This is a genomic window from Thalassoglobus polymorphus (assembly GCF_007744255.1).
GTDB lineage: Bacteria > Planctomycetota > Planctomycetia > Planctomycetales > Planctomycetaceae > Thalassoglobus > Thalassoglobus polymorphus.
In genome coordinates, this window is record NZ_CP036267.1 from 760,559 (window position 1) to 782,979 (window position 22,421).

At 50.5% G+C, this 22,421-nt stretch carries 21 protein-coding genes; 12 read left to right on the plus strand and 9 right to left on the minus strand.

All coding sequences use genetic code 11. The annotated features are described in order from the left end of the window. Positions 1-91 precede the first annotated feature (91 nt). A complete protein-coding gene (locus Mal48_RS02920) occupies positions 92-916 on the plus strand; it encodes a TIGR01457 family HAD-type hydrolase (RefSeq protein ID WP_145195928.1) in 825 nt (274 codons plus the stop codon). A gap of 284 nt (positions 917-1,200) precedes the next feature. Here the strand turns inward: Mal48_RS02920 and Mal48_RS02925 are convergent, their stop codons facing one another. Then, positions 1,201-3,021 (minus strand): FAD-dependent oxidoreductase, encoded by a 1,821-nt coding sequence (locus tag Mal48_RS02925; protein WP_145195930.1) that lies wholly within the window; start codon positions 3,019-3,021, stop codon positions 1,201-1,203. Positions 3,022-3,278: 257 nt separating this feature from the next. On the opposite strand from Mal48_RS02925, the gene Mal48_RS02930 reads away from it, so the two are divergent. Further along, positions 3,279-5,318: a DUF2079 domain-containing protein gene (locus tag Mal48_RS02930; protein WP_145195932.1), complete on the plus strand. Its 2,040-nt coding sequence runs from the start codon at positions 3,279-3,281 to the stop codon at positions 5,316-5,318. A gap of 480 nt (positions 5,319-5,798) precedes the next feature. Here the strand turns inward: Mal48_RS02930 and Mal48_RS02935 are convergent, their stop codons facing one another. From Mal48_RS02935 to Mal48_RS02955, 5 genes are all read right to left on the minus strand, one after another. Further along, positions 5,799-6,428 carry a hypothetical protein gene (locus Mal48_RS02935; RefSeq protein ID WP_145195934.1) on the minus strand — a complete coding sequence of 210 codons (630 nt, stop codon included), beginning with the start codon at positions 6,426-6,428 and terminating at the stop codon, positions 5,799-5,801. Positions 6,429-6,497: 69 nt separating this feature from the next. Then, entirely contained in the window at positions 6,498-7,193 is a 696-nt protein-coding gene (locus Mal48_RS02940; protein WP_145195936.1) for an ABC transporter ATP-binding protein, read from the minus strand. Beyond that, a complete protein-coding gene (locus tag Mal48_RS02945; protein ID WP_145195938.1) occupies positions 7,193-8,539 on the minus strand; it encodes a hypothetical protein in 1,347 nt (448 codons plus the stop codon). Before Mal48_RS02945 ends, Mal48_RS02940 begins: the two co-directional genes overlap by 1 nt. Continuing rightward, a complete protein-coding gene (locus Mal48_RS02950; protein WP_145195940.1) occupies positions 8,526-9,044 on the minus strand; it encodes an anti-sigma factor family protein in 519 nt (172 codons plus the stop codon). Before Mal48_RS02950 ends, Mal48_RS02945 begins: the two co-directional genes overlap by 14 nt. Before the next feature lie 69 nt (positions 9,045-9,113). Continuing rightward, the gene (locus tag Mal48_RS02955; protein ID WP_231739882.1) at positions 9,114-9,725 is read right to left on the minus strand and encodes an RNA polymerase sigma factor; all 612 of its coding nucleotides are present in this window, start codon (positions 9,723-9,725) and stop codon (positions 9,114-9,116) included. Positions 9,726-10,306: 581 nt separating this feature from the next. On the opposite strand from Mal48_RS02955, the gene eboE reads away from it, so the two are divergent. After that, complete coding sequence (gene eboE, locus Mal48_RS02960) at positions 10,307-11,476, plus strand: metabolite traffic protein EboE (RefSeq protein WP_145195942.1); 1,170 nt, start codon at positions 10,307-10,309, stop codon at positions 11,474-11,476. A 398-nt stretch (positions 11,477-11,874) separates the two neighbouring features. Here the strand turns inward: eboE and Mal48_RS02965 are convergent, their stop codons facing one another. Together Mal48_RS02965 and Mal48_RS02970 are read right to left on the minus strand one after the other, a co-directional pair. Further along, positions 11,875-12,075, minus strand: a complete 201-nt coding sequence (locus tag Mal48_RS02965; protein ID WP_145195943.1) for a small basic protein — start codon at positions 12,073-12,075, stop codon at positions 11,875-11,877. Positions 12,076-12,263: 188 nt separating this feature from the next. After that, positions 12,264-13,259 (minus strand): alpha/beta fold hydrolase, encoded by a 996-nt coding sequence (locus tag Mal48_RS02970; protein WP_145195945.1) that lies wholly within the window; start codon positions 13,257-13,259, stop codon positions 12,264-12,266. A gap of 219 nt (positions 13,260-13,478) precedes the next feature. Between Mal48_RS02970 and Mal48_RS02975 the strand changes: the two genes are divergently transcribed. The 6 genes from Mal48_RS02975 to Mal48_RS03000 all read left to right on the plus strand — a co-directional run bounded on the left by Mal48_RS02975 (position 13,479) and on the right by Mal48_RS03000 (position 18,637). Next, positions 13,479-13,916: a DUF2752 domain-containing protein gene (locus Mal48_RS02975; protein ID WP_145195947.1), complete on the plus strand. Its 438-nt coding sequence runs from the start codon at positions 13,479-13,481 to the stop codon at positions 13,914-13,916. Positions 13,917-14,054: 138 nt separating this feature from the next. Beyond that, entirely contained in the window at positions 14,055-14,693 is a 639-nt protein-coding gene (locus Mal48_RS02980) for a hypothetical protein (protein WP_145195949.1), read from the plus strand. Positions 14,694-14,729: 36 nt separating this feature from the next. Beyond that, complete coding sequence (locus Mal48_RS02985) at positions 14,730-15,431, plus strand: hypothetical protein (protein ID WP_145195951.1); 702 nt, start codon at positions 14,730-14,732, stop codon at positions 15,429-15,431. Positions 15,432-15,918: 487 nt separating this feature from the next. Next, complete coding sequence (locus tag Mal48_RS02990) at positions 15,919-16,368, plus strand: hypothetical protein (RefSeq protein ID WP_145195953.1); 450 nt, start codon at positions 15,919-15,921, stop codon at positions 16,366-16,368. A gap of 474 nt (positions 16,369-16,842) precedes the next feature. Then, the gene (locus tag Mal48_RS02995; RefSeq protein WP_145195955.1) at positions 16,843-17,451 is read left to right on the plus strand and encodes a hypothetical protein; all 609 of its coding nucleotides are present in this window, start codon (positions 16,843-16,845) and stop codon (positions 17,449-17,451) included. 58 nt (positions 17,452-17,509) lie between these two features. Beyond that, positions 17,510-18,637 (plus strand): aminotransferase class V-fold PLP-dependent enzyme, encoded by a 1,128-nt coding sequence (locus Mal48_RS03000; RefSeq protein ID WP_197441995.1) that lies wholly within the window; start codon positions 17,510-17,512, stop codon positions 18,635-18,637. A 184-nt stretch (positions 18,638-18,821) separates the two neighbouring features. On the opposite strand, the gene Mal48_RS03005 is transcribed toward Mal48_RS03000, so the two are convergent. Further along, the gene (locus Mal48_RS03005) at positions 18,822-19,163 is read right to left on the minus strand and encodes a hypothetical protein (protein ID WP_145195959.1); all 342 of its coding nucleotides are present in this window, start codon (positions 19,161-19,163) and stop codon (positions 18,822-18,824) included. A gap of 313 nt (positions 19,164-19,476) precedes the next feature. On the opposite strand from Mal48_RS03005, the gene Mal48_RS03010 reads away from it, so the two are divergent. From Mal48_RS03010 to Mal48_RS03020, 3 genes are all read left to right on the plus strand, one after another. Beyond that, positions 19,477-19,788 (plus strand): hypothetical protein, encoded by a 312-nt coding sequence (locus Mal48_RS03010; protein ID WP_145195961.1) that lies wholly within the window; start codon positions 19,477-19,479, stop codon positions 19,786-19,788. Positions 19,789-20,340: 552 nt separating this feature from the next. After that, positions 20,341-21,372 (plus strand): DUF1559 domain-containing protein, encoded by a 1,032-nt coding sequence (locus Mal48_RS03015; protein ID WP_145195962.1) that lies wholly within the window; start codon positions 20,341-20,343, stop codon positions 21,370-21,372. A gap of 125 nt (positions 21,373-21,497) precedes the next feature. Further along, the gene (locus Mal48_RS03020; protein ID WP_145195964.1) at positions 21,498-21,689 is read left to right on the plus strand and encodes a hypothetical protein; all 192 of its coding nucleotides are present in this window, start codon (positions 21,498-21,500) and stop codon (positions 21,687-21,689) included. Positions 21,690-22,421: the final 732 nt, after the last annotated feature.

A 22,421-nucleotide genomic window follows, 5' to 3' on the forward strand; every position in this document is an offset into this window, starting at 1 on the left:
CTTTCATTTTCCCTTCGCGTTACTTTAACACCTTTCTGCTGAAGTGATGTCTCTCACTTCGAAGAACAAGTTGAAATTTTGGAACACTATAATGAACCGTACCGTACACAAGAATCACGGTCTTTTGATTGACATGGATGGCGTTATCTATCGCGGGAGTGAACTCATTCCCGGGGCTGATGAGTTTGTATCTCAGCTCATCAACGACGGAATTCCTTTTTCTTTTTTGACAAATAACAGCCAGAGAACCCGTCGAGATGTCGCAACGAAACTGCGACGCATGGGGATGTCAGTTGAGGATGAGCATGTTTACACCTGTGCCATGGCGACAGCGAGTTTTCTGGCAGATCAAAAACCGTTTGGGACAGCCTATGTGATTGGTGAAGGTGGTCTGCACAGCGCATTGCATGATGTTGGTTACTCGATTGTCGACACTCAGCCCGACTATGTCGTCGTTGGGGAAGGGCGAACGTTCACCATGGAGATGTTGGAGCGAGCATGCAACATGGTGAAAGGGGGAGCGAAACTCATCGCAACGAACATGGACCCGAATTGTCCGACGCAGCATGGATTGCGACCAGGGTGCGGAGCGATCGTCGCGTTGCTTGAATCCGCGACCGGAGTCAAAGCGTTTAGTGTCGGGAAGCCGAGTCCAATTATGACTCGGGCTGCGAGAAAAGAACTTGGCCTGACCGCTTCAGAAACAACGATCATTGGAGACACAATGGAAACTGACATCCTGGGCGGTGTTCAACTGGGGTATCGCACGATTCTTGTCCTCTCTGGCGGAACTCAACGAGAAGACTTAGCGAACTTTGCTTATCAGCCAGACCGAATTGTGAATTCCGTTGCGGATCTCGATCCTGGTTCGCTTTTCGTCCACGAGGAAAAAGTTGTTGCCAATCTCGCGGGTTAGTTCCCAATCGAAATTACCCTCACCCTGATTTTGAATCCCCTCGGACCTCGGAAAGGTCCGAGGGGATTGTCCTTAGATTCTGATGACATCTTTCGTATTGGCTGTTACGTTCTGCCTCGTGGTGAGCAGCCTGTGAAGTCATGAAAGTGAACTTCACGGGCACAAAAAGCATTGAAAATGTTTTCGCGTTGATCCAGTATCGGCTGTTACGTTCTGCCTCGTGGCGAGCAGTCTATGAAGTCATAAAAGTGAACTTCACGGGCACAAAAAACATTGAAAATGTTTTAGTTTGAGGTTTGGTTGGCGTGTCGAATGAAGTCGCCTCGAGTTCCTTTGAAGTTGTCGATATTGATCGGGAGTTCGTATTCGACACAGATTTTTTTCCATCGCTGGCGAGTTTCTGAATCGAGTGGCTGATCCAAGTTGACATCGTGACCGAGATAATACTCATAGTACTGGCCGAGTCGATGTTTGCCGCGCGGGCTTCCGGAAGGTTTCTTTTCCAAACCGTGTAAGCCGCCGAGAGAGCCCCACCATTGGACAGCTGCGAAGTCTGGATGATCAGTCGGGACATCGCTGACATAGATTGTTGCAGTTTGGTTTTGATGAAGCGTTTTTTGAATGTCGCGTGGTTTGATGTTTTGCACCGGCTGTCCGGTCTTGATCGCCAGTGCAGCAGCCGTGCCAGCTGCGTCACCGAGTCCGGTCCAGATCGGTTCCAGACGGAGCGAGCAAAATCCAACATGTGAGGCAGAGACGGCGACCGGCACCAGCAGGTTCTGCATCTCCTTGGGACAGATGACTCCATAGGGAACCTGATACGGTGGTGTAGACATGTAGAATTCACCGGTATGTTTTCCGCCGATCATTGGGCCTTCATGGCCGGTTCCGTGGCAGTTTAAACTGTACTCTCCGATGGCGATTGAGTTTGGATGGAATCGGGCGCGGGCCTCTTCTTTTTCGTTGAGGCAGTCTTGCTGAGTGTAAATGTGTTGTCCCACCATTCGGCGAGCTTCGCGGATATAGAGTTGTTCGGGGATGTGGTCGGTCTGTTCGAATTCATCTTTGCACCAACCCCAAGTGTTGGCTTCCTCTTGAAAGACTTCCGGAACTCGCGGGTCGGTCTGAACGAAGTAGAGCAGCCCGATATTGTGCAGGAGATGCCGGTCGAAAATTTCCTGGCGTGTTGCTTCATCGCCATCGGGCCAGGCATTGTTGATTTGCGGAAGTGAGAGTCTGACAGCGTTTCGAGAAACGTCGTTAATATCGTGCTTCTGATTGGGCAGGGGAGGGAGATGAGCTTTGTAGAGGCCTCCTTTTCGCGAACAGAAAACTGTCTTGATGGTTCCATCTTTGAGAAGTGGAATCACGGGGGCGAACATTTCCGCGTCATAGCCCTGAGGAGCTTCGAGAGGGACGCGGTTTTCGGGGTTCTGTGTCATCACGAATCGGAAATTATAGCCCTGGACTTCATCATCGGCAGATTCCGGAGCGAGCGATTCTCCGAATTCGTCTCGCCCTTCACGTCCCACGCGGTATGGAACTTTGGCGGCTGCCATCAGGTCCCCTTCGTAGGTGGCGTCGATATAGATTTGGGCTTGAAATTGATGCTTCTGACCGCTCCGATCGGTGAACTCTGCGAGCTGAATTTTGTTCTCCGCCGGGTTGAGAAGAACTTCAACAAGACGGGTTTGAGTGAGGATAGAAATCGATTTTTCCTCGCTGAGCATCTCGTGGAAGATTTTTTGATTGATGTGCGGTTCTCCCCGGGTGCCGCGCAATGCGTTTTTAACATCCTCATGATCCTCGCCAAGCTTCTGGACATAGTATTCATGAACGCGATTCGAGAACTGACCGAAGGTCCCGGTCAGACCTTCGAAGGTGTGGAAGTCGGTGTTTGAGAGTCCGTTAGTGACCAGACCGCCGATCTGTTGATATTGCGTGATCATCACGACACTCTGACCATCGCGCGCGGCATTTAGAGCCGCTGCAATCCCTGCGGGTGTCGCACCGTAGACGAGAACATCGGTTTTCGTTGGCGATTCTTTCGCGTGAAGCTGAACAGTGGTGAGTAGACAGAAGGAGAGGAGAATCAGAGTTCGCATCAAGTCCCTTTCGAGCATGTTCGTCAATACGTTAGCCAGCGTTTTATTTCTTTGTGGTCTCGACCGTTCAAGCGAGCTTCGAGTGGCTTGCTGTCGACAGCAAGTGTCACTTCGTTGTCGCTGCACAACAATTGCCTCATCCGACAAATAGAGATAGAGGGACCACTACGTTATGATCTTGAATCGACGAACTCAATGCGAGTCAGTTTCTCGTCACCGAATTCATTTCCTTCAACCTTTTTCAGTTCAAGAATATCGTGAAACGTCAACTCTCCGATTTTGCTTCTCCGGCGACAGCCATGCTCGGGCTGTTCGTGCAGGTGCTTGTGTTGATGGTTTATGCGCTTTTTGTTCTGGAAACGGAAATGCTCTCCTCTGCGTTCATCAGCGATCAACTTCGAGATTCCCTCGTCCACTTATTGGGGGGATCGGTGCGCGGTCTCCCGGATGGGACTGAAGTGGTCGTCTCCTTACCCGGAGCGTTTTTGGCGTCGCTGCTTGTTTCGCTACTCTTGAACGGTTTGAACTGGGGCGCGAACCGACTTCGTTCGCTGGGGCGGCGACAGGAACTATCTCACATTGTTTTGCTGAATGCGTTATGGACACTGCCGATTTTCGTCTGGATCGGCATGTGGCTGAGTCGCTCGGTTTCAACTTCCTTCGCGATCTTCACAGCTGGGGTTGTGAATATCGTTTTGGCGATCACATTGGCTGGCTGGGGGAAGGTCCTGCTTTTGCCGAATGAAGCGGTCCAGATTGAAGTTGATACGAGCCCGGAACGAAAGCGGAGGGACTGGAAATTTCTGTTGCTGGCGATGTCTCTCTTCACCGTCACGTTTGTCTGGATGAACTGGGCACTTTGGTACAACGTCCGAATTCCGCATGGCGATTCGGTGATGTACGAAGAGCATCTTTGGAATCTCACGCACGGCAAAGGCTTTCGGAGCTATCTCGATCAGGGGCTTTTTCTGGGTGAACACATTCAGGTGATTCATGTGTTGTTGGTCCCGTTGCATTGGTTGTGGCCTTCACACTTGCTGCTCGAACTTGCAGAAACAGTGGCATTAGCATTGGGAGCAGTGCCGACGTACTTGATCGCGCGGCGGCGTTCTGGAAGTTCCCATGTAGCATTGCTGATCGCTTGCGCCTATCTGCTTTATTTCCCGGTTCACTATCTGGACATCTCAATCGATCTCAAAACATTTCGGCCGATTTCGTTTGGGGTCCCGCTGATGTTGTGGGCGATCAACGCGATGGAGCAAAAACATTGGAAGCAAATGGTCACGGCTTTTGTGCTCGCGTTGGCTTGCAAAGAAGACTATGCCATCGTGATTGCCCCGATGGGGGTGTGGTGCATCTGGAATGAGTGGACGAATTCACGAAAGAGAGGGACATCTATTGATCGAAAAACACTCGCAATTGGTGCGACGACAGCAGTCGTTTCAACAGCGTACTTGTTGTTCGTTGTGAAGCTGGCAATTCCGTGGTTTCGTGATGGAGAGACAGTTCACTATGCCCGGTATTTTGAGGCCTTTGGGGAAACACCGACCGAAATTGTGTTGACGATGATCACCAATCCGCAGCTGTTGTTTATGGAGTTGGTCACGGTCGGAGCGGTGATTTATTTTCTCCGTCTCATTGTCCCGCTCGGGATGCCGATCCGGGGGTGGTCACAACTTCTCGTTGGGGCCCCGGTTTTTATTCTGCTGTGTCTCAACAACCTCGCAATGCAGCCGCCCGGACCGTATCACCATTTCCATGCTCCACTGGTTCCGATTCTTGTCTGGGCAAAGTGTGTGGTAATTGGCTCGGCCATTGAGAGTGCCTCAGCGATGAATCGGAGAGCCGTCTGGATTTTCAGCTGTGCTTTTTCGACTTCGCTTTTATTCAGTTTCAGTCCGTTGAGCATTCAGTTCTGGGATCCGGGGCAGGAGATGTATTGGCGGAACCAGTATGTTCAGGATGAGCGTGCCAGGCAGTTCCGAAAGGTGCTGGAGAAACTCCCTCAGAGTGCCAGAATTGCTTCGACGGACTATGTCCATTCGTATCTGACTCACTACGAACGATCTTATGATTACAGCAAGTACCCTCGAGCCGTGGCAGACTACGAAGACAAAGTCCCCGACGATACGGATTACATCGTCATCGATCGTCGCCACAAGTACAGCCGGGGCGAGTACGATGATCTGGATTTGATTCGAGAACTGCAGCGGGAGCCCGAAAAGTGGGACTTGTTGCCAGATGAGACGCATGGCTATTTTGCGATTTTGAAGCGACGCAAGCCCGCCGGGGAATAAGCCTTGGTTGAGGAATCGTTGCGACCGTTAGAACCGGTTTTGCGTTGCGATTCACAGGATTGGAATGCGTGGTGTTTTTAGAATTTCACGCTTGACCGTCGTTTCGCATCCTATTGTTAAGTGTGGAAGTCTAGAGCATCTATTGAATTGGTTTGCAGGATCTGCCTCGTGGCGGACAGCATTTTACTAGAGAAATGCGTTCTTCGCGGGCACACGGCAGAGCAAACTGCTCTAGAGATGACTCTGAATCCCAGTGGTTCGGAGCGGTTTCAATCGTATCGTTCGAGGTTCTTAGTCTCTCGAAGACGCAGGATCTCCGACGTTTCCGAGGTTGCCAGTTAAGAACTGAATCACGCCGGCTCCAGCGTTCTGTCTCCTCCCCCCATCCGTTCTCCGGGTTCGGATGGTTTTTCGGAATGTTGAGAGCCGGTGCTTCTGCAGGTTGGTGTTACTTCCGGCCAGTGCTACTGCAGGCCAGTGTTACTGCATCGGATAGGCAGTGATGACGCTCTCTTTTTCCAGAACGAGTCGAATTTTTGTGCATGCCGGATGACCTTTTCGCTGCCCGGATTCTCCACCCACGTAGCCGATTTTCTTTTTCAAGTTGACCGTAATGACGGTCCGGCCTCGTTCGGTTTTCTGTTGAACATCTGGTGGACCTCGCTTTTGAGACATGGTCCAGGCTTCGTCAATCAATGCGAAGATTTCTTCACGGTTTCCGGCGAAGACTCCGTGAATCGGTTTCTGAGGATTGTCTTCGGCATGTTGCATAATGTGATCAATGCGGTGACCGTCGGCGCTCCCTGAGCGATAAATCAATCCTGCGGGAGATTTGAAAGTGTTTCGATCAATTTCAGTGAAGAACTCAGCCGGTTCCTCTTCCGATTCAGTATTTGGAATACTTGAAGATGTTGTATCAACGGGGTCTTCATCTGAACCGGGAGAGAGTGTGGATTCTGTCGCAGTCGGAGAAAGGCCCTCGGGCGGGTTCTCGGCATTTTGCTGATCCTGTCTCATCAGGAAGATGGCGATCGAGATGATCACCACGAGCAAGACAGGTGGAGAAAGCTTCAGCGATGGGGGGCGATTCGGAGCAGGAGGAGTATTCATTGGGCAGTGGCCCTTGTTGATGAAAGGTCAAATGAGAAGCAACCTATCTATTCAGGTCGCTGTGCGATCTTACTTGATTCCCGCATTTGTCGCATCAACAAGCTGGCCATCACTGAGCTCATAATGTGTCGGAAATCGGCCTGCGAGTTCGCGGCTGTGTGTGACGCAAATGAGCATAGCCTGCTGCTCGTTGGCGATTTCAAGAAGCAACGAGCCGACCGATTCAGCTGTTTTGGGGTCAAGATTTCCTGTCGGCTCGTCGGCGAGCAGAAGCAATGGCTGGTTGATTAGAGCCCGGCAGACAGCCACGCGCTGACGTTCTCCGCCTGATAGCTGGCTGGGTCGGTGATGCAGTCGTTGAGAAAGACCGACTCGTTCAAGAAGTTGCTCCGCTCGCGATTGGACATCTGAATCCTGTCCTCCGGTGGCGAGCGTGGGGAGAAAGACGTTTTCCAGAACAGTACATTGCGGCAGCAGGTGATGGTCCTGAAATATGAATCCGATTTTCTGGTTCCGAAACCGAGCCTGAGCGGCTTGATCAAATTTCAGAGGGAACTCGCCAGCGATTTCGACCTCTCCTGAAGTCGGTTCATCGAGTAGCCCGATGATGTAGAGCAGGGTGCTTTTGCCAGATCCCGAAGGACCAGTGATGGCGACTGAATCTCCCCGAGTCATTGACAGGTTTGTCCCGCGCAGGATCTCCAAGTCGCCTGCGGATGTGGAAAACGATTTCGAGAGAGATTGAACGCTTAAACTTTCGCTCATTATTGCTTGTCTTCGGTGCTTGGTCTTTGAGGGCGAGTTCCCGAGTCGTCAGGTCGAGGACTCAAACTCTCGGTCGGTTTGTCATCGCGTAGCGGTCGAAAACCTTCTCTGAATGGTGGAGGGCCGTCATCCCGGTCTAAAGGGCCTCGCGGTCTTAGACCTCTCTCATCCGGGCTTCTCTCACCACGTCCACGGGGCTCAGGTTCACCACTCTCGGAGCCCGGTCCTCTGGGACCTCCTTCGCCAGGAGGTCTTTCTCCTCGTGGTGTACCTCGTGGTCCACCTGATCGTCCTCTGTCTCCCGATCTTCTTGAATCGCCACGGTTCGGGTAGAACGTTTCCCAGATCGAACGAAGGTCAATCGATTCCGGGTCTTCCTTGGGGTTAATTTGTGTGTTCAAAGCAGTATAAAAATCGATCCCTTCAAGCTCCATCAGTGAATTTTGAGTCTCTTCATCGAGTGAGTTGAAGTAGCTTTCGATCTCCGCCTGATTCGGAATCTTGGATTGCTTTCGGCTTGCGATGGCTTGTTCGATCATGGACTTGATGAGAACGCCCTGAACTCGCAGCGTGGTGATGTCTTTTCCATTCCATTCTTTGCCGTCGAGCAGGTAATTTTTGACGATTTCATTTTCGCCTTTTTCCCTGAGGAATGGGGTGAGCGCTTCAAATGTCTGGAACAATTCGGGAACAACATGAGGAGGGATCTTGGAGCGATCTTGCTCTCGAATGCGCGTGTTTTGTTTTAGAAGTTTGATCAGAGTCAAATACCGGCTGAGCCCTTCGTTGCGGTTGAGTTCACTTCGGTTTTCGTCAGAAAGCTTATGGTTTTCGAGCGATTCGATTTTCTCCATGATTCTCGCGAGTTCTTCAGGTTTGAGAGTTGGAGTACGGTGAAGGGGGCCCCCTCGCCATCGATAGTTTGGCATCGAGCGCATCGCAGCAGTTGCCTCACGCTGGCGTTGCCCTTTGCGGATTTCACGAATGAGCTCGATTCGTTGAAGTGGATCAACTGTCTCTTTGAGCTGATCTCGTTGATGTGGTTCGATTGTTGTGAGCCATTCCTCGTAGAGGTCGAGAGCGACTTTGAGATCGCCGGAAGAGTCACTTTCGAGCGAGGTGTGGAAAGTGTTGAGCGATTCGATTTTCTCCGGACTCATCTGTTGATAAGCTTTGAAGTTTCTGTCGAGACGTTCCCGCTCGGAGGGAGACATTCGAGCGATGGTTTGCCGGTTGTGGTCAAGCTGCTGCTCGACCTCCTGGTCACCGCTCGCAATAAACGGGGCCAATCCAAGTGCCAGGAGCATTGAGCAAAGGAGCCAGATGCGGACTCTATTTTTGTGCATGTCTGGTGGCCTTCCTCATTTCTTCCAACAATGCTTTTTCCGCAGTGAGTTGATTCAAAAACTCGACGCTTTGAACTTCGTCGTACCGGTCCAGGTTTTGAATCACCGGAAGTTCTCGAACAAGTTTGTCGCTGCCGTCCGTGACAAATCGGTTGGTGATTAAAAAGCCAGCGACTGCAGCAAGAATGAAAGCGACTGTCCAGCTCAGCAGAATGCCGACTTTTTGAGTTGCCTGGAACCATGGCTGGTCCGAGAGAGGCGTTTTGATTTGTTCGAGTTTGGCAGTCGCCAAAGTTTTCTCGACGAAATCTTTCGGGGCATTGGGACGTTCAAGTTCGTCCAGCAGGTCATACGTTTTGGAAAGTAACTCAACATCGTTTCGAGCAACAGAATTCTGCACGAGCAGGGACTCAATGCGGCGCGTCTGCGCTTCGTCAAGCTCTCCATCCAGGTAGGCTGGGAGATTGTCGCGATCTTCGCTCGTGAGTCGGCTGAGTTTTTCCATAATGGTTGACGGAGTCAATTCTCCGCAGTGTAATTCAAATCGGGAAAATCAAATCGGGAAATTTCATAATCAAGTGATAAAGCTTTCGAGAGCTTCTCGCAGGTTTTCTCTGGCTCTTGAGAGTAAAGACTTAACGGCTTGTGGTGAAAGCTGCATGGATTCGGCAATGTCGGCGTAGCTCATCCCTTCGAAGCGATGAAGCAGGATCGCCATTCTTTGACGTTCATTGAGAACGCCGAGTGCGGATTGCACACATTCCTGAAGTTCGGATTTGTCGAGTTGCCGTGTCGGCATCAACGCTGATTTTTCGGCAACATTGTTCTCGCCCACTTGAACCGGTTGTGATCCGCTCGATCCGACATGAAACTGAACTTCTTTCTTTCGTCCTTTCGAGCGTCGTGAGTTACTCGCCAGGTTGTTGGCAATTTGAAAGATCCATGTCGACAGTTTTGCTGTCGGTTCGTATCCCTGTTTGGCGCGGTAAATTCTCAGGAAGACTTCCTGAGCAAGGTCTTCAGCGAGTGCGGAGTCCGCAAACATACTGGTGAAAATTCCAATGAGACGGTTTTGGTATCGCTCAACAATTTGCGCAAACGCACTGTCATCGCCATTCTTGACCCGCAACATCAGTTGCACATCAGGATCACGAAGATAGGGGGACGGACTCAATGATGAGGTCACCACGATTGTCTTTACGCTCTACTTTTACTTTTGATGTCGATTTTTGATTTCAATGAGTGTCCCTTGTCTGCTCTTCTCGAATCGAAAAACCATTGTACGGAACAAATGGGGGGCTAGAACCAGTCCGGAAAACTCTTGGATTTTCTCAACGTTTATGAGAGCAAATCGATTTTGGGATCAGTTCTAGAAGGCATTCGTATATCCTGACTTTGTGTCGTGCCCGCTTTTCAAATGATGAAATGCTCTCTGGTCCCAAGATAGATTTACGCAAATCTTTCTTAAGTGATCCAGCGTGACACAAAGGCTTTCTTGAGTTAGACGCGTGTTGATTATTGACGTGTCATATTCAAACCCCGGATCGAGGCAAGTGTTTCGGTTCATTCGTTGCAGACGGGATCACTCTCAGCTAACAATGTTGGCTGAGGCTCGCAGTGTAAGTCTGTGAGAAATCTGACAGACAGAGCTACAGGCACCAATAAGATAACGAATTTCGCCTGTCCCTCGCAATCTGGCTGCGACCAATTAGGATCTCGTGAAGAAACCCACCGAGCCGCGAACGAATTTCAGATGATCAGGATGTCATGTCTTTAAGTACACTCCCACTCAGTTATTGCACGAATGTCCACCCCGGACAAACGGTTTCGGAAGTCATTCATGGGCTGACTGAGTACACAATTCCTGCGAGGAAGCAGCTTGGTGAGAGAGTCGCAGCTGGCTTGTGGTTACCGGCGACTGCGATTTCAGAAGTCAGAGGAGACCGGGCGAAACTCGAAGAGCTTCAGCAGGTTTTGGCCGAAGGCGATCTGGTCTGTTATACATTGAACACATTTCCCTATGGGAATTTTCATAGTGAGCGTGTGAAAGAAAATGTCTACTTGCCTGACTGGTCGACGCAGGAACGCTTCGATTTCACCTTTCAGTCTGCTCAAGTTTTGGCAGAATTGATGCCAGAAGGAGTCGAAGGAAGCCTTTCGACGGTTCCACTGGGCTTCAAAGGTTTCCAGCAGGGTGAAGACTTTCTGCCGGAATGTTTTGACCGGCTCTTGAATCTGGCCGTGAAGCTAGACGAACTACATGATGAAACGGGTCGAGTGTTGAGGCTGGCGATTGAACCGGAACCGTTGTGTGTCTTGGAAACCACGGTCGAGACGATCGGTTTTTTTAAGAAGTTGTACGATACAGCCATGACACGCAAACAACTGGATATCGTCCAGCGTCATCTCGGTGTTTGTTACGATGTCTGTCATCAAGCGGTTGAGTTCGAAGATGTGAAACAGTCGATTGCGGATCTGTCGTCGACAGGCATCCGAATCAATAAAGTCCACATCACGTGTGCTTTACGGTTAGAGTCCCCCGGCGAGAACATTGATGCTCGGAATCAATTGGCACAATTCGTCGAGCCACGGTATCTCCACCAGACTTTTGCTGAAAGCGAAGAAAGAACGATTTCCATTGTGGACTTGTCGAACGAGTTTTGCAGCGACCCGCCAGAAGAGTTTAGAGAAGCTGATGAGTGGCGGATTCACTATCATGTGCCGGTTCATGAAGAGTCTGTCGGAGAGCTGAAAACGACACGAGACGACTTGAAGGCAGCGATTCAAGCAGTGGCCAAGTTAGAATATGCCCCTCACTTGGAAGTGGAAACATACACTTGGAACGTGCTCCCGAATGAGGAGAAAGTGAGCCTCGTTGATGGCTTGGTCCGCGAACTTTCAGCGACTCGAGAGTTGCTGAAAGAGGCTGCGAATTGAACGATTTCCAAAGCATCTTTCGAATTCGTCTTCAGTGGTTGATTTAGCCCCCGGTGAGTCATCGGGGAAGGTAAACGACCACCCAGCGTGCAGTGATATTACTTCGAAATTACTTCGGTTTTACTGTAGTCCAATCGTGAACTGGTGATAGAGCAGGTCCGATCCTGGTCTTACAGAGGCTCGATTTCTAGAGGAGTTTGCTCCACCGTGTGCCCGTGAAGAAAGCATTTCTCTAGTAAAAGCTCTGTTCGCCACGGGGCAAATCCTGCGAGCCAATTCGAAAGATGCCCCAGGAGCCTTGATCTCGCGGAACATCTTGGTCTCGCAGAACTTTGAAGGCAGCAAAAAAAACAGCCGAGCAAATGCTCGGCTGTTGAAATTTCGGGTCGACGGGCGATTTAGTCGTCGTCGTCTGTCTTCTTCTTTTTCTTTTTCCCGGTGGCAACCTTCAGGATACGGACTTTAGGTAGTCCGTAGGGGCTTTGGTTGTCGACCCAGCGGTCAAGTTCTTTTAATTTTTCGATACGTTCTGCGCGTTTCAGGACATTTCGAGAACGAGCGAGGCGTCCGCCACCTTTGAGACTTTTGTCGACACTCATCGTAAGTTCCGTGTGTGTTTTATCTTAGGAAGAACCGGTCAAACCGCGTTCGAAAGCAATTCAAGTGAGCGGGGGAGTTTACGTGCTTTTGGCTCATACTTCAAGTGTGGAGTCACGCCTGAAAGATGGCTGTTTTCGGGGAAATCACTGTTTCATCGGCGACAAAGGCTCTCTGATATTGATTTCCGCTACTCGATCGGCTGGCAGATCCCGTTTTCCCGGAAGCAGCCCGTTTTCAGGAAACGGCGTACACCCTCGATCCCCTCGGAATCTTCCGTGACAAATGAATGAAGCGATGAAACTGTCATAAAGTCTTTGGCTCCAGAGAGTTTCGCACTTTCGACAGCAACCGTTCCATCGTCATCTCCGGGAACTAATGGATTCCAGCCATCTTCGGTGTTGCGAGCACCTGCCACGATCCCAAACTCGAAGTCTGGAATCGGAAGTGACGCAATCACACCTTGTTCGTTCTTTTTGAGTTCTTTTCCGGCTGGCCCGAAGATCCACTGGTAGGCGAGATTGTTCTCAACGAGGTTTGCCATCCGGGCACCCTGATTGGGTGTCCCCATCATCACCAGACGTTGAATTCTGGGGTCGCGATCTTTTCCTTTCTCCCTCAAATACGTTCGAACGAGCAGGCCACCCATGCTGTGACAGACCAGGTCGATCTGTTGAATTCCGTGAAGTGAGGCGATCGTTTTCGTCAAAAAATCGGCAGATTCTGCCATTGTCATGCGAGTACTGGGATAATCAAAACCGATGACGGTGTAGCCATCTTTCTCCAAAGCGACCTGCATTTTTGAGAACGATTTGGAAGAGCGAATGATTCCATGAATGAGGATGACTGCCTTGCCTGACATCGCAGAAAGTTTCTTTTCGTCGATGATTTTCTGGAGGGCTTGAGCGCAATCCTGCTCGGTTCCCCATTCGCGACGAATATCTTCCGGGTCGAGTAATCGGTAATGTTGTGTGAGAACGTTTTGCTGAATGCGATAGCCTCGAAAGAAGAGGACGTCCCCCCAAAATTGGCGTCCGCCCATGGTTTTCATGTCGATTTGTAGCTTTGGAATCTTGTTTGGCATGAGCGAAAAATGATCCTCATCGGCCCCGGGTGTTGTCTCTTGAGCACATGTCTCTGTGAGAAATGTGGACGTCAGGCAGAGAGCCAAAAAGAGGACGGGCATCAGTGGGGAAGTTCTCAATCGAAGCCTCTCTGCAAGATTCCAGGGCGAAGAGATTGCTGAGATGACACGGCATTTTCTCAACAATTCCCGACTACAGACTCGTTTCGATGAACGGAGTCATCGTACAATTTGGCAGCTTTTCATCATCCATGCAACTAAAAATTGGACTTGTCCGGTTCGCTTTTGACGGATAAGACGCAACTCCCTTCCTTCTCTCTCATGTCATTGAATTCAACACGTTCCTATCCCATAACTCAATCCATTCGCTGGCTTTTGCTGGCAGGGTCTGTTTGTGTTCTGGGTGGATTTTATACAGCTTCAACCGTTGATCCCGATCCGCGAGGGTTTGGAACACATCAACAGTTTGGCTTCCCCCCTTGTAGTTTTCGAGTTTTTATAGGAGTTCCCTGCCCGAGTTGTGGTGGGACTACGAGTGTCGCCTACTTTGTGCGCGGTCAATGGATCAGTTCATTGAAATCAAACACAGCTGTGTTTGTACTCGCGTTTCTTGGTTTGGTGTATTTACCGTGGTCGCTGCTCAGCCTGAAAGCAGGACGACTTCTTGGAGTTGTAACTCCTTCCCACTTTGGAGCGACGATTTTAGTCACTTTGAGTGTGATCGCCGTTGTGCAGTGGGGGTGGCGACTATTGAATTGAAGCGAAATTTAACTTTATGGCCGGACATCGTGAAACAGGACGTTTCAATACGATGTGAGGGATCACACTATGTCATCGGTAAGAGTGATAAAACATCGCACCTGGTCAACGGCGTTCTGCGCTGGTGGCTGCTTTCTCATGCTGACCCTGCTGGCCCTTTCTCAGAGCGGCTGTTTGAATTCGCTTGTCATGGCTGGCAAAGTGATCTTGGGCGATCCGAAACAACCCTCGGGGTTTGAAGTCGCCACTGGAAAATCGTTGGTTGAGGAAGAAAAGCAAATCCTCATTCACTGTTCAGCTCCGTCTTACATCAGCAGTGAACACGATACGCTCACTTCTGACTTGCAGTTAGAACTGATTAGCCGGATGCGGCGCAATGGGCTCTTAGTCATGTCGCCCGACGCAGCTGCGGATGTCCTCGACAATTACTCCGGGCAATTCGATCCCAAGCTTCTCGCGATGGAGATGGAGGATGTGGGTTACATCTTCCACATTCAAGTCGACAGCTTCTCTTTTCGCGAAGACAACAGCCCGAACCTGTTCCGTGGTCGCACGAAAGGTCGGGTCATCGGATACGAAGTTCGTGGGGAAGAGGGAGGCCGGCACTCGGTGCAGGTTTACGACCAACAGTTCAGCACGCAACATCCGGGGACTCATCCGATTCCTTCGGATCAAATGCCGAAGAGCGTCTTTATTCGACGCTTCATCGACAAACTGGCTGACGACCTCGGCCATTCGTTCTATAGCGTTCACACTGGCGAACTTTTCGCTCAATAAAAACTCTTGAAACTGATTCCTTTGCGGAAGTTTTAGATGATTCGTTCAATCCCATCTCGGTCAACAATATTCACTCCTCGATTCTCAAATCGATTTCGTGTTTTGCTGACAGCACTGCTCGTAAGTGTCTCGCTTTCGGGATGCCAGCAATTCGTGATCATTAGCTACCTGCTGCACGGGCCGCCAACGATCGAGCCTGATTTCGACGCCGAAACTGGAGAGTCGATGAGCAATCCCGGGGTCACGGTTGCAGTCGTTTGCTATGCTCCGACGAAGCTCAAGTGGAAGTTTCCACAACTCGACGAACAAGTTGCGACGCACCTTGCATATCGGTTGGGACAAAATCACATCACGATGATCCACCCTGATTATGTGAAAGCGTGGTTAGACGAACATCCCGATTGGGAGAAGGCTGCAGAGATCGGCAAAGCGTTCAAAGCAGACTATGTCATCGAAGTGGAACTCGCTGACTTCACTCTCCATGAGGGCTCGAGCACAACTCTGTTCCGGGGCCGAACCGAAGCGTATGTCAACGTGATCAAAGTTGATGAAGAAGGCTACGGAGATCGAATCTTCACCAAGGAAATTGATTTCGCTTACCCAACTCGTGTTCCGCGAACTTCAAGTGATGTTTCCCTGGGCGAGTTTCAGAAAGAGTATTTATCAATGCTCAGCGAAAGAATCGGCTGGCTCTTCTACGAACGATTCCATGGCGACATGATCGGCTGGGCAAGCTAGAACCAGTCCGAAAACCTCTGGAATCGTCGCTTTTCTCAACGTTTGAGAGAGCAATTTCAAGTTTCAGGACCAGTGCTAGAAATCCCTTTCACAATCGATGCAAAGACTTCACAAGCAAGTCCTTTCACTCAAATCGACATCTGTGCGCGATCTTGAATCTGTGCACCCTGTTCTCGAACCCGAACATTGAGAACTCGGCGTAGGGAATTGTGCTCACCATTTTTGTGTGGTGAGAAAATCTTCTGCTCTTCCATTCCCCATATTCCCTGACTGGCAGAACCGTTAAAGTCTCACTCGCAATCCGGTTCGAATTGTGATTCAAGCTCTTGCCGACCAGCCATGTTGAGCCGAAGAATCTGGATATGAAGGAGTTTCGAAGGAGTTAAGTCAGGGGTTGATCAACAATTGTTGATCGGCAGACTTACAGTCGACAGGAATTTTGAGGCGGAAGAGCTTTCTCAAAATTCCACACAAGGAGGGGACGACGATGATGAAGGATCTCTACCAGCCAGTCTTCTGGTGTGGTTTCGCACTGTCGCTTTCTGCTTTGTATTACAGTAGTGAGCAGGCTGCCAAGGAAGCGAATACCCCCACGCGCAAACCGGTCCTCATGCGGATCTCTTTTGATGAATTCAAAGATCGGAACGTCCAGTTAGGAACTTCGCAGGCACAACCGGTAGAAAACAAGGAAGAGTCCTCTGAACTACCGACTCCGAGAGTCGATCCTGCCGGTGTAAATATTGATCTCGGTGCCTCCGAAGATCCATTTCTCCCAAACGCGCCAAACGTCGAAACACACGACGACCTCGCTGGCCCATCAACACCAGTGGGACCAGTGACAACGCCACCTTCAACGCCAACTTCAACGCCACCTTCAGCACCGACTTCGAACTCGTCATTCTTGTCCGCTGCCAGAAAAGCTCTGGAAGCACCCTAATCGACAGCACTTGTGGACTTGTGGACTTGTGGGCTTGTGGGCTTGTGGAAGATGTGAGCAGTCGTGAAATAGATGTACGCGACCTGTCTCGTGAATCTGAGTGATTCATCACATGGACAGCTCTCTTCACACAGACCGGAATCGTGAAAGTCAGAGAAAGCCTCATCTATAAAAAAGCCTCATTGATGCTAGTTGTGTCTGTGAAGCTCATATGAATGCCTTCATAGATCTTTCAGATAAGCCAAGATCTTTCAGTTCAGCCAGCGCGCGAAGATCGAAGGCCAGGGTGGGGCGTGGCTGGAAGAGTTGTTGCTTCGCACCGGTCGTACCGCCAACGCAAGACTCAGTCACGCTTATTCGGCTGCAAGACGATATGAATGAATATGTCGTGATGGTCACAAAGTTGGGATCATCATTCTCTTGGAAGAATCACAATGTGTCGTTGAGCTAAAATCAATGAGGCAGGGACGCCTGATGTCGGAAAATCCTCACTCTCATTCGAATCGTGAGATGATCTCAATCCGTGAGATGATTGGCCTGTTCGAGCCCGAGGTTTGGAAAAAAATCGTCGTCTGGGGATTCGTTTCGATCCTGACGACTGGACTCCCAGCCTCGTTTGAATCTGCTCTCAGCCAATTCCTCAGCGACTCCATGGCCCTCGGCTTTGATGAATTGTTCGCTCAAACAGCTCCGCTGATCTGGTCAGTGATTTTGGTTTCTTTTGCCTGCCATCGAGGTTGGCTCGATGAAGCAGGGCTCATTCCCTCTGCGGCGTTGATCCTGTTTGGTGGCTGGTTGGGGCATGCTTTTCAGCACGGAGCCGTTGTCGCTGCGGTCGAGTGGCTTCCGAGTGACCGCTTTGGATTGCTCGGCTCGGTCGTCTTCGCAGCTTTGAATTTGATGATTGCCTACCTGATTTCTTATGGAATCGGTGCATTTCTGGCTTCGATTCTGGTCGGTTCAGTGATCGGAGTCGGCTGGAGTAAGGGGGCTGATAAGCTGCAACGAAAGTTCAGCGAAGATGCCTCGAAGAAAATTTTGAACGTCCCTGACCAGCATCATCAGCGACGCAGAGCAGCCTGATGGGGTGAGGGAAATCGTAACGTCTTTGGGACGCAAATGAAGATGGCGGATTGATCTGTTGGATACCATCTATCTGAATCATGCGGGGACAAGCTGGCCGAAGCCGTCAGTCGTGACAGAAGCGGTAGCGGCAGCGATGGAGACTTCGCCGCGTCATTGGCCTTCTCTGTTTGAGCGGGCACATCATTCAGTTTGCCGATATTTTGGTATCTCAAATCCGGCTCAGTTGTTGTTGACGCCCGGTTGTACTTCTGCGATCTCGGTCGCAATTTCCGATTTCAACTGGGAGCCGAACGACAAGGTTCTGACAAGCAGTTGGGAGCATCATGCGCTCTCTCGCCCATTGCAGAAACTGCAGGGCGACGGAATTGAACTCGTTGTCGTCCCTCCAGATTCATCGAGTCCGTTTGACCTCACTTTTTTTGAATCGTCGCTCGCAGCGGGAGGTGTGAAACTCGTTGCGATCACGGCAGCTTGTAACGTGACGGGACAAATCTTGCCTATGCGGCAGATCATCGAACTGGCTCACAAGTACAATGCGTTTGTCCTTGTTGATGCTGCTCAGGTGGTCGGTTGGCTGCCGTTGAACTTTTCGGAGCTCGGGGCAGACCTGATCGCTTTCGGTGGTCACAAGGGATTGCAATCGCCTTGGGGAATCGGAGGGCTCTACATCGCTGATCATGTTCCCATGAAATGTGTGACAGCCAGTTGCGGGTTGTCGTTAGGGGACGACGAACCTCTTCTCAGCCCGCGACCCGGGTACTGTGACGTCGGCTCGGTCGATCAGTTTTCATTGGCAGGTTTGGAAGTCGCGATTGACTGGTTAGAAGAGAAGGCTCGAGCAGATCGCCTCGCAATTGGAAGAGAATGCGTGCAACGTTTTCGTGATCTCCTCTCGGCTTTCGCAAACGTGACATTGTTCGGTGCTGACGATCTTTCTCAGCAACTTCCCACAGTGGCGTTTTCAGTTGCAGGGATTTCAAGTGCCACGGTTTCAAATCTTCTGAAAGCTCGCGGAATTGTCGCTGCCTCTGGGTTTCAATGTGCTCCGCAGGCGCATGAAACATTGGGGACAGAGGAGTCCGGAGTTGTTCGCCTGAGCTTTGGAATCGGGCAGCCCGAAAAAGAGATTGCGGTGGCTCTTGAACGAACTTCAGATGTCATTCGGTCGCTCACCGAATCCTGAAGAGCTTTCGGCGATGATCTCCTCGATCAGTCTCGCATTGTTCAGAGAATTCCCTTGATGGGAAATTATCTTACCGAGGCAACTTGCCTGAACGTCGAAAGAGGAGGGGAGTGGTCAACGCAAGAACGCCACTGTCAGACTGATCCAACAGTGGCGTTCGGAAATTCGATCTTGCGGCAAATTCTTATTTGAATCGACTGCTTCCGAGATCAAGACCGGAGACCCCTGTGATTCGTCCGCTCCCCAAGTCCAGACCAGCGAGCCCTTTGATTCGTCCACTGCCCAAATCTAATCCGGAGACACCTTTGACATCAGCCTGCGTTGTGTTGGTGGTATAGGATTTTGAGGTTTGGTTCTTAGCTGGGACTTCATCCATCGGTGCGAAGTCTTCGACAATCACGCCAATGCTTACCAGAAAATAGTATTCTTCCTCCGACATGCGAGATCCAAAATCACCAGCCGTGGCGATGGAACTGAAAGCGGTGAAGAGACAAACGAACATGATTTTTGTGGCGAAACTGGTCATTGCATTGTCCTGGATTTGAGGGAAACAGCGTTGTGCACTCTTCTCAGCGGAAACCTGCTGCAGTTGTGACAAACAATCTGCAAAAGAAATTCGCAATGACCGTTTTTTGTTCTATTTCACCTCAAGTCAGCATCGACATAGAGAGTCGGTGCTGTCGCTGGGAGTGCCACATGTCTGTCCCGAAAAACATTGTGAACAGCCTGGCCTAATTCATCAACCTCACCCCCTCGCTCGCCACGCCCATCACTTCACTCCGTTCCGTTCTGGGTCGTGCCTCCTGACCGGACAGACTCCTTTCGCCAGCAAAAACGTCTTGGAATTACTGTCGGCTCACCAGAATGCGGAAGTCCCTGCACCTTCTCAACTCAATCCAGCGATTCCTGATGACATTGAGCAGATCATCTTGAAGTGCATGGCCAAGTCTCCCAGCGACCGATTTCAAAATGCGAACGAGTTGAAGGAGGCCCTTGATCATTGCTCGTTCGCGAATCAATGGGGAACTAAAGAGGGAGCAATCTGGTGGCGAGAAAATCACGCTCACTCATCATCAAGCATTGAGAGGAAGGCACAGGAAAGTGCGGACGATTGGGGGGCTGCGACCATTGCAATGACTGACGAGATGTGACTGCCACAAGCAAAGGTTTGAAGGAGAAGTGAAGCGATGAGGAACTGTGATACAGCCACTCGTAAGAAATAGGCTAAGCTCTTTTCGCCCGACGCGACGTGATCGTAATCGAGAACAGCTATGACGATCGTTCAGATTGAAACTTCAGTCCGAGGAGCGAACGACTCATCTTTGTCTGCTACACCTGCCCGGCACGAACTGGATTCCCCCGGGGCTACCGCCATCACCCCCAGAACCTCAACGAAATCTGGCAGAACTTCCGGAAAACCCTCACGACCGGACCACTGGTCAGCTTCATCCAAGTTCAAGTAAGTTTTGATTTGGCCTTGAATTCTATTTTGCAAAAAAGAATACTACTTATTATACAATATTGGCCGAAATGTACTTCTGTTTCCCCATCATATCCTACCTTTTCTACGTCAAATTCGTGTATCCAAAACTGGTTTGAGATGCCTCAAGTGTTTGCATGCCAATGCCAATCTTGAGTTCTTGGAACCATTTGTTTGATCACATTTTGACGTGTTTTTTTCCTTATTTTTGCGGAGTGACGTGATGAGTAAAATTTCGATTTCTTCACCTCGGGTGAAACCAGCACGAGGGTTCACCCTGATTGAGCTACTAGTTGTGATCGCAATTATTGCGATCCTGGTTGCTCTACTTTTGCCAGCTGTACAACAGGCCCGTGAGGCCGCGCGTCGCTCGCAGTGCCGAAACAATATGAAGCAGCTTGGGCTTGCGTTGCATAACTATCACGATACGCACAGCGTTCTCCCTTTCTCAACGAGTGCAAAAGGATCTTGCGAAACCGGAAGTGGTAAACCTCCTGCGGGAACTGTCAAAAACCACCGTGGATGGGTTCAGGTCTTGCCCTTTATTGAGCAGGCACCACTCTACAATCAATTTGACCCGACTCAAGCTTCGGGTGGGTATGATCGAGCGGGGAGCGGAGTGACGGGAACACCTCTTGCAAGCGGAAACGATGTGGTTGTTTCAGCAATCATTGACGCGTTTTATTGCCCCAGCGATGATGGAAACCGCAAGATCACAACCACAAGCTCTGCCTATCAGATCGGTGGTGGATCTACTTTGCAGGGTGCAAAGACATCATACGATTTCCAGGCACACCTCGAAACGAGCGGCTGCACAAACTGGGGAAGCCGATCGCGAAGTACTCGCTATATGTTCGGCACAGAATCGAGCTGTAAATTACGTGATGCTCGAGACGGATTAACAAACACAGCCATGCTGGTTGAGACTACACTGGATGTCAAAGACGGGTACACAGCTCCTTGGGGGTACACGAATTGGACTGGTGCAGGAGTTGATATCACATGGCGAAGAGGTGGTGCTTATGGAGATGCTGGCATTAACTTTTGGCCATGTTGCTCTTGGCGGACTCCTCCATACGCCGATACGACAGCTGGGCGAGTCGCTCACTGGGGACGTGCAGGAAGCCAGCATACCGGAGGCGTGATGGTTTGCCTTGGCGATGGCTCCGTTCGATTTGTGAGTGAGAACACAGATTACACGACCCGTGTCCGCCTCGGGCGAATGGCTGATGGTCAGCCTCTTGGAGAATTCTAAGATCCTCTGTCCACTCAAACGACTGGAAGGCTGCCAGTATTGCTGCTTTCGAATTCTTTACCAATGACAACTTTCAGGTTGTCGAACAAATTCCACAACCTGGCAAACAATTAAGAAAGACTTTCATGTTAAAGAAAATGAATCTGCTGTTAGCGTTAACTGTTGCCTGTTGGTTTTCTGGATGTGGTGGCGAAGAGCCAGTCACTCCAGCTCCCGCCCCAGCTGGGAACGATGCACCTGCTGAAGGACCTGAAGCTGCGCTTGAAGAGGGTGGAGCTAACGCAGCACTCCCAGCTGACCAACAAGTGGATGAATAGTCCTTCGTTCTGAAGTCTAGTGTGCCCCTGCTGATCTGGCATGTTGGCCCGCAGGCATCTAGACCGCAGCGCTATTTTCAATAATGACAGTAGGAGCCAAAGAGCGTTCCTGCTGTCATTTTTTCTTTCGACGACGTCAATCACCACAGCCATGTCGGTTGGGGGAAGGCGATCAAGACTGGATATTGATTTCAATTGCCGCTGTAGATTTCAATTGCTGGCTTGTTTTCCCAGCGATTGCGTAACCCAACATTTTGGTCGTTTCAATAAATTGGAACCAGTCCGAAAAACTCTGACGGGTGGCACGCTCAGACTGGAGCGGAGCGTAAGGATGGGCGTGGCGAATTTCGTGTTGACTCTCATTCTTCCATGATTGGTAATGTTCTATCCATTTGCTGCGGACGGGGGCACGATCTAAGTGTAGTGAAGCGGAACGGTGCTCGTGGCAACTGCGCAATGGACGTTCACTAATTCATCAACCTCACCCCCTCGCTCGCCACGCCCATCACTTCACTCCGTTCTGGGTCGTGCCACCACAGGGAATGGTTTGTCGTGTACAAATTGCGTCGTCGATCATTTCATGAAGAACATGTAGGCTGGGATCGTGCCCCAGCAAATCTGCACCCAACAACTAAAACACAGGGATGAGTCCCAACTTGTGCCGCTCAAGCGATTTGAAATAAACGAAGATTGATGTTGACTTTTACGGGGGGGGGGGGAAAACTGAACCTT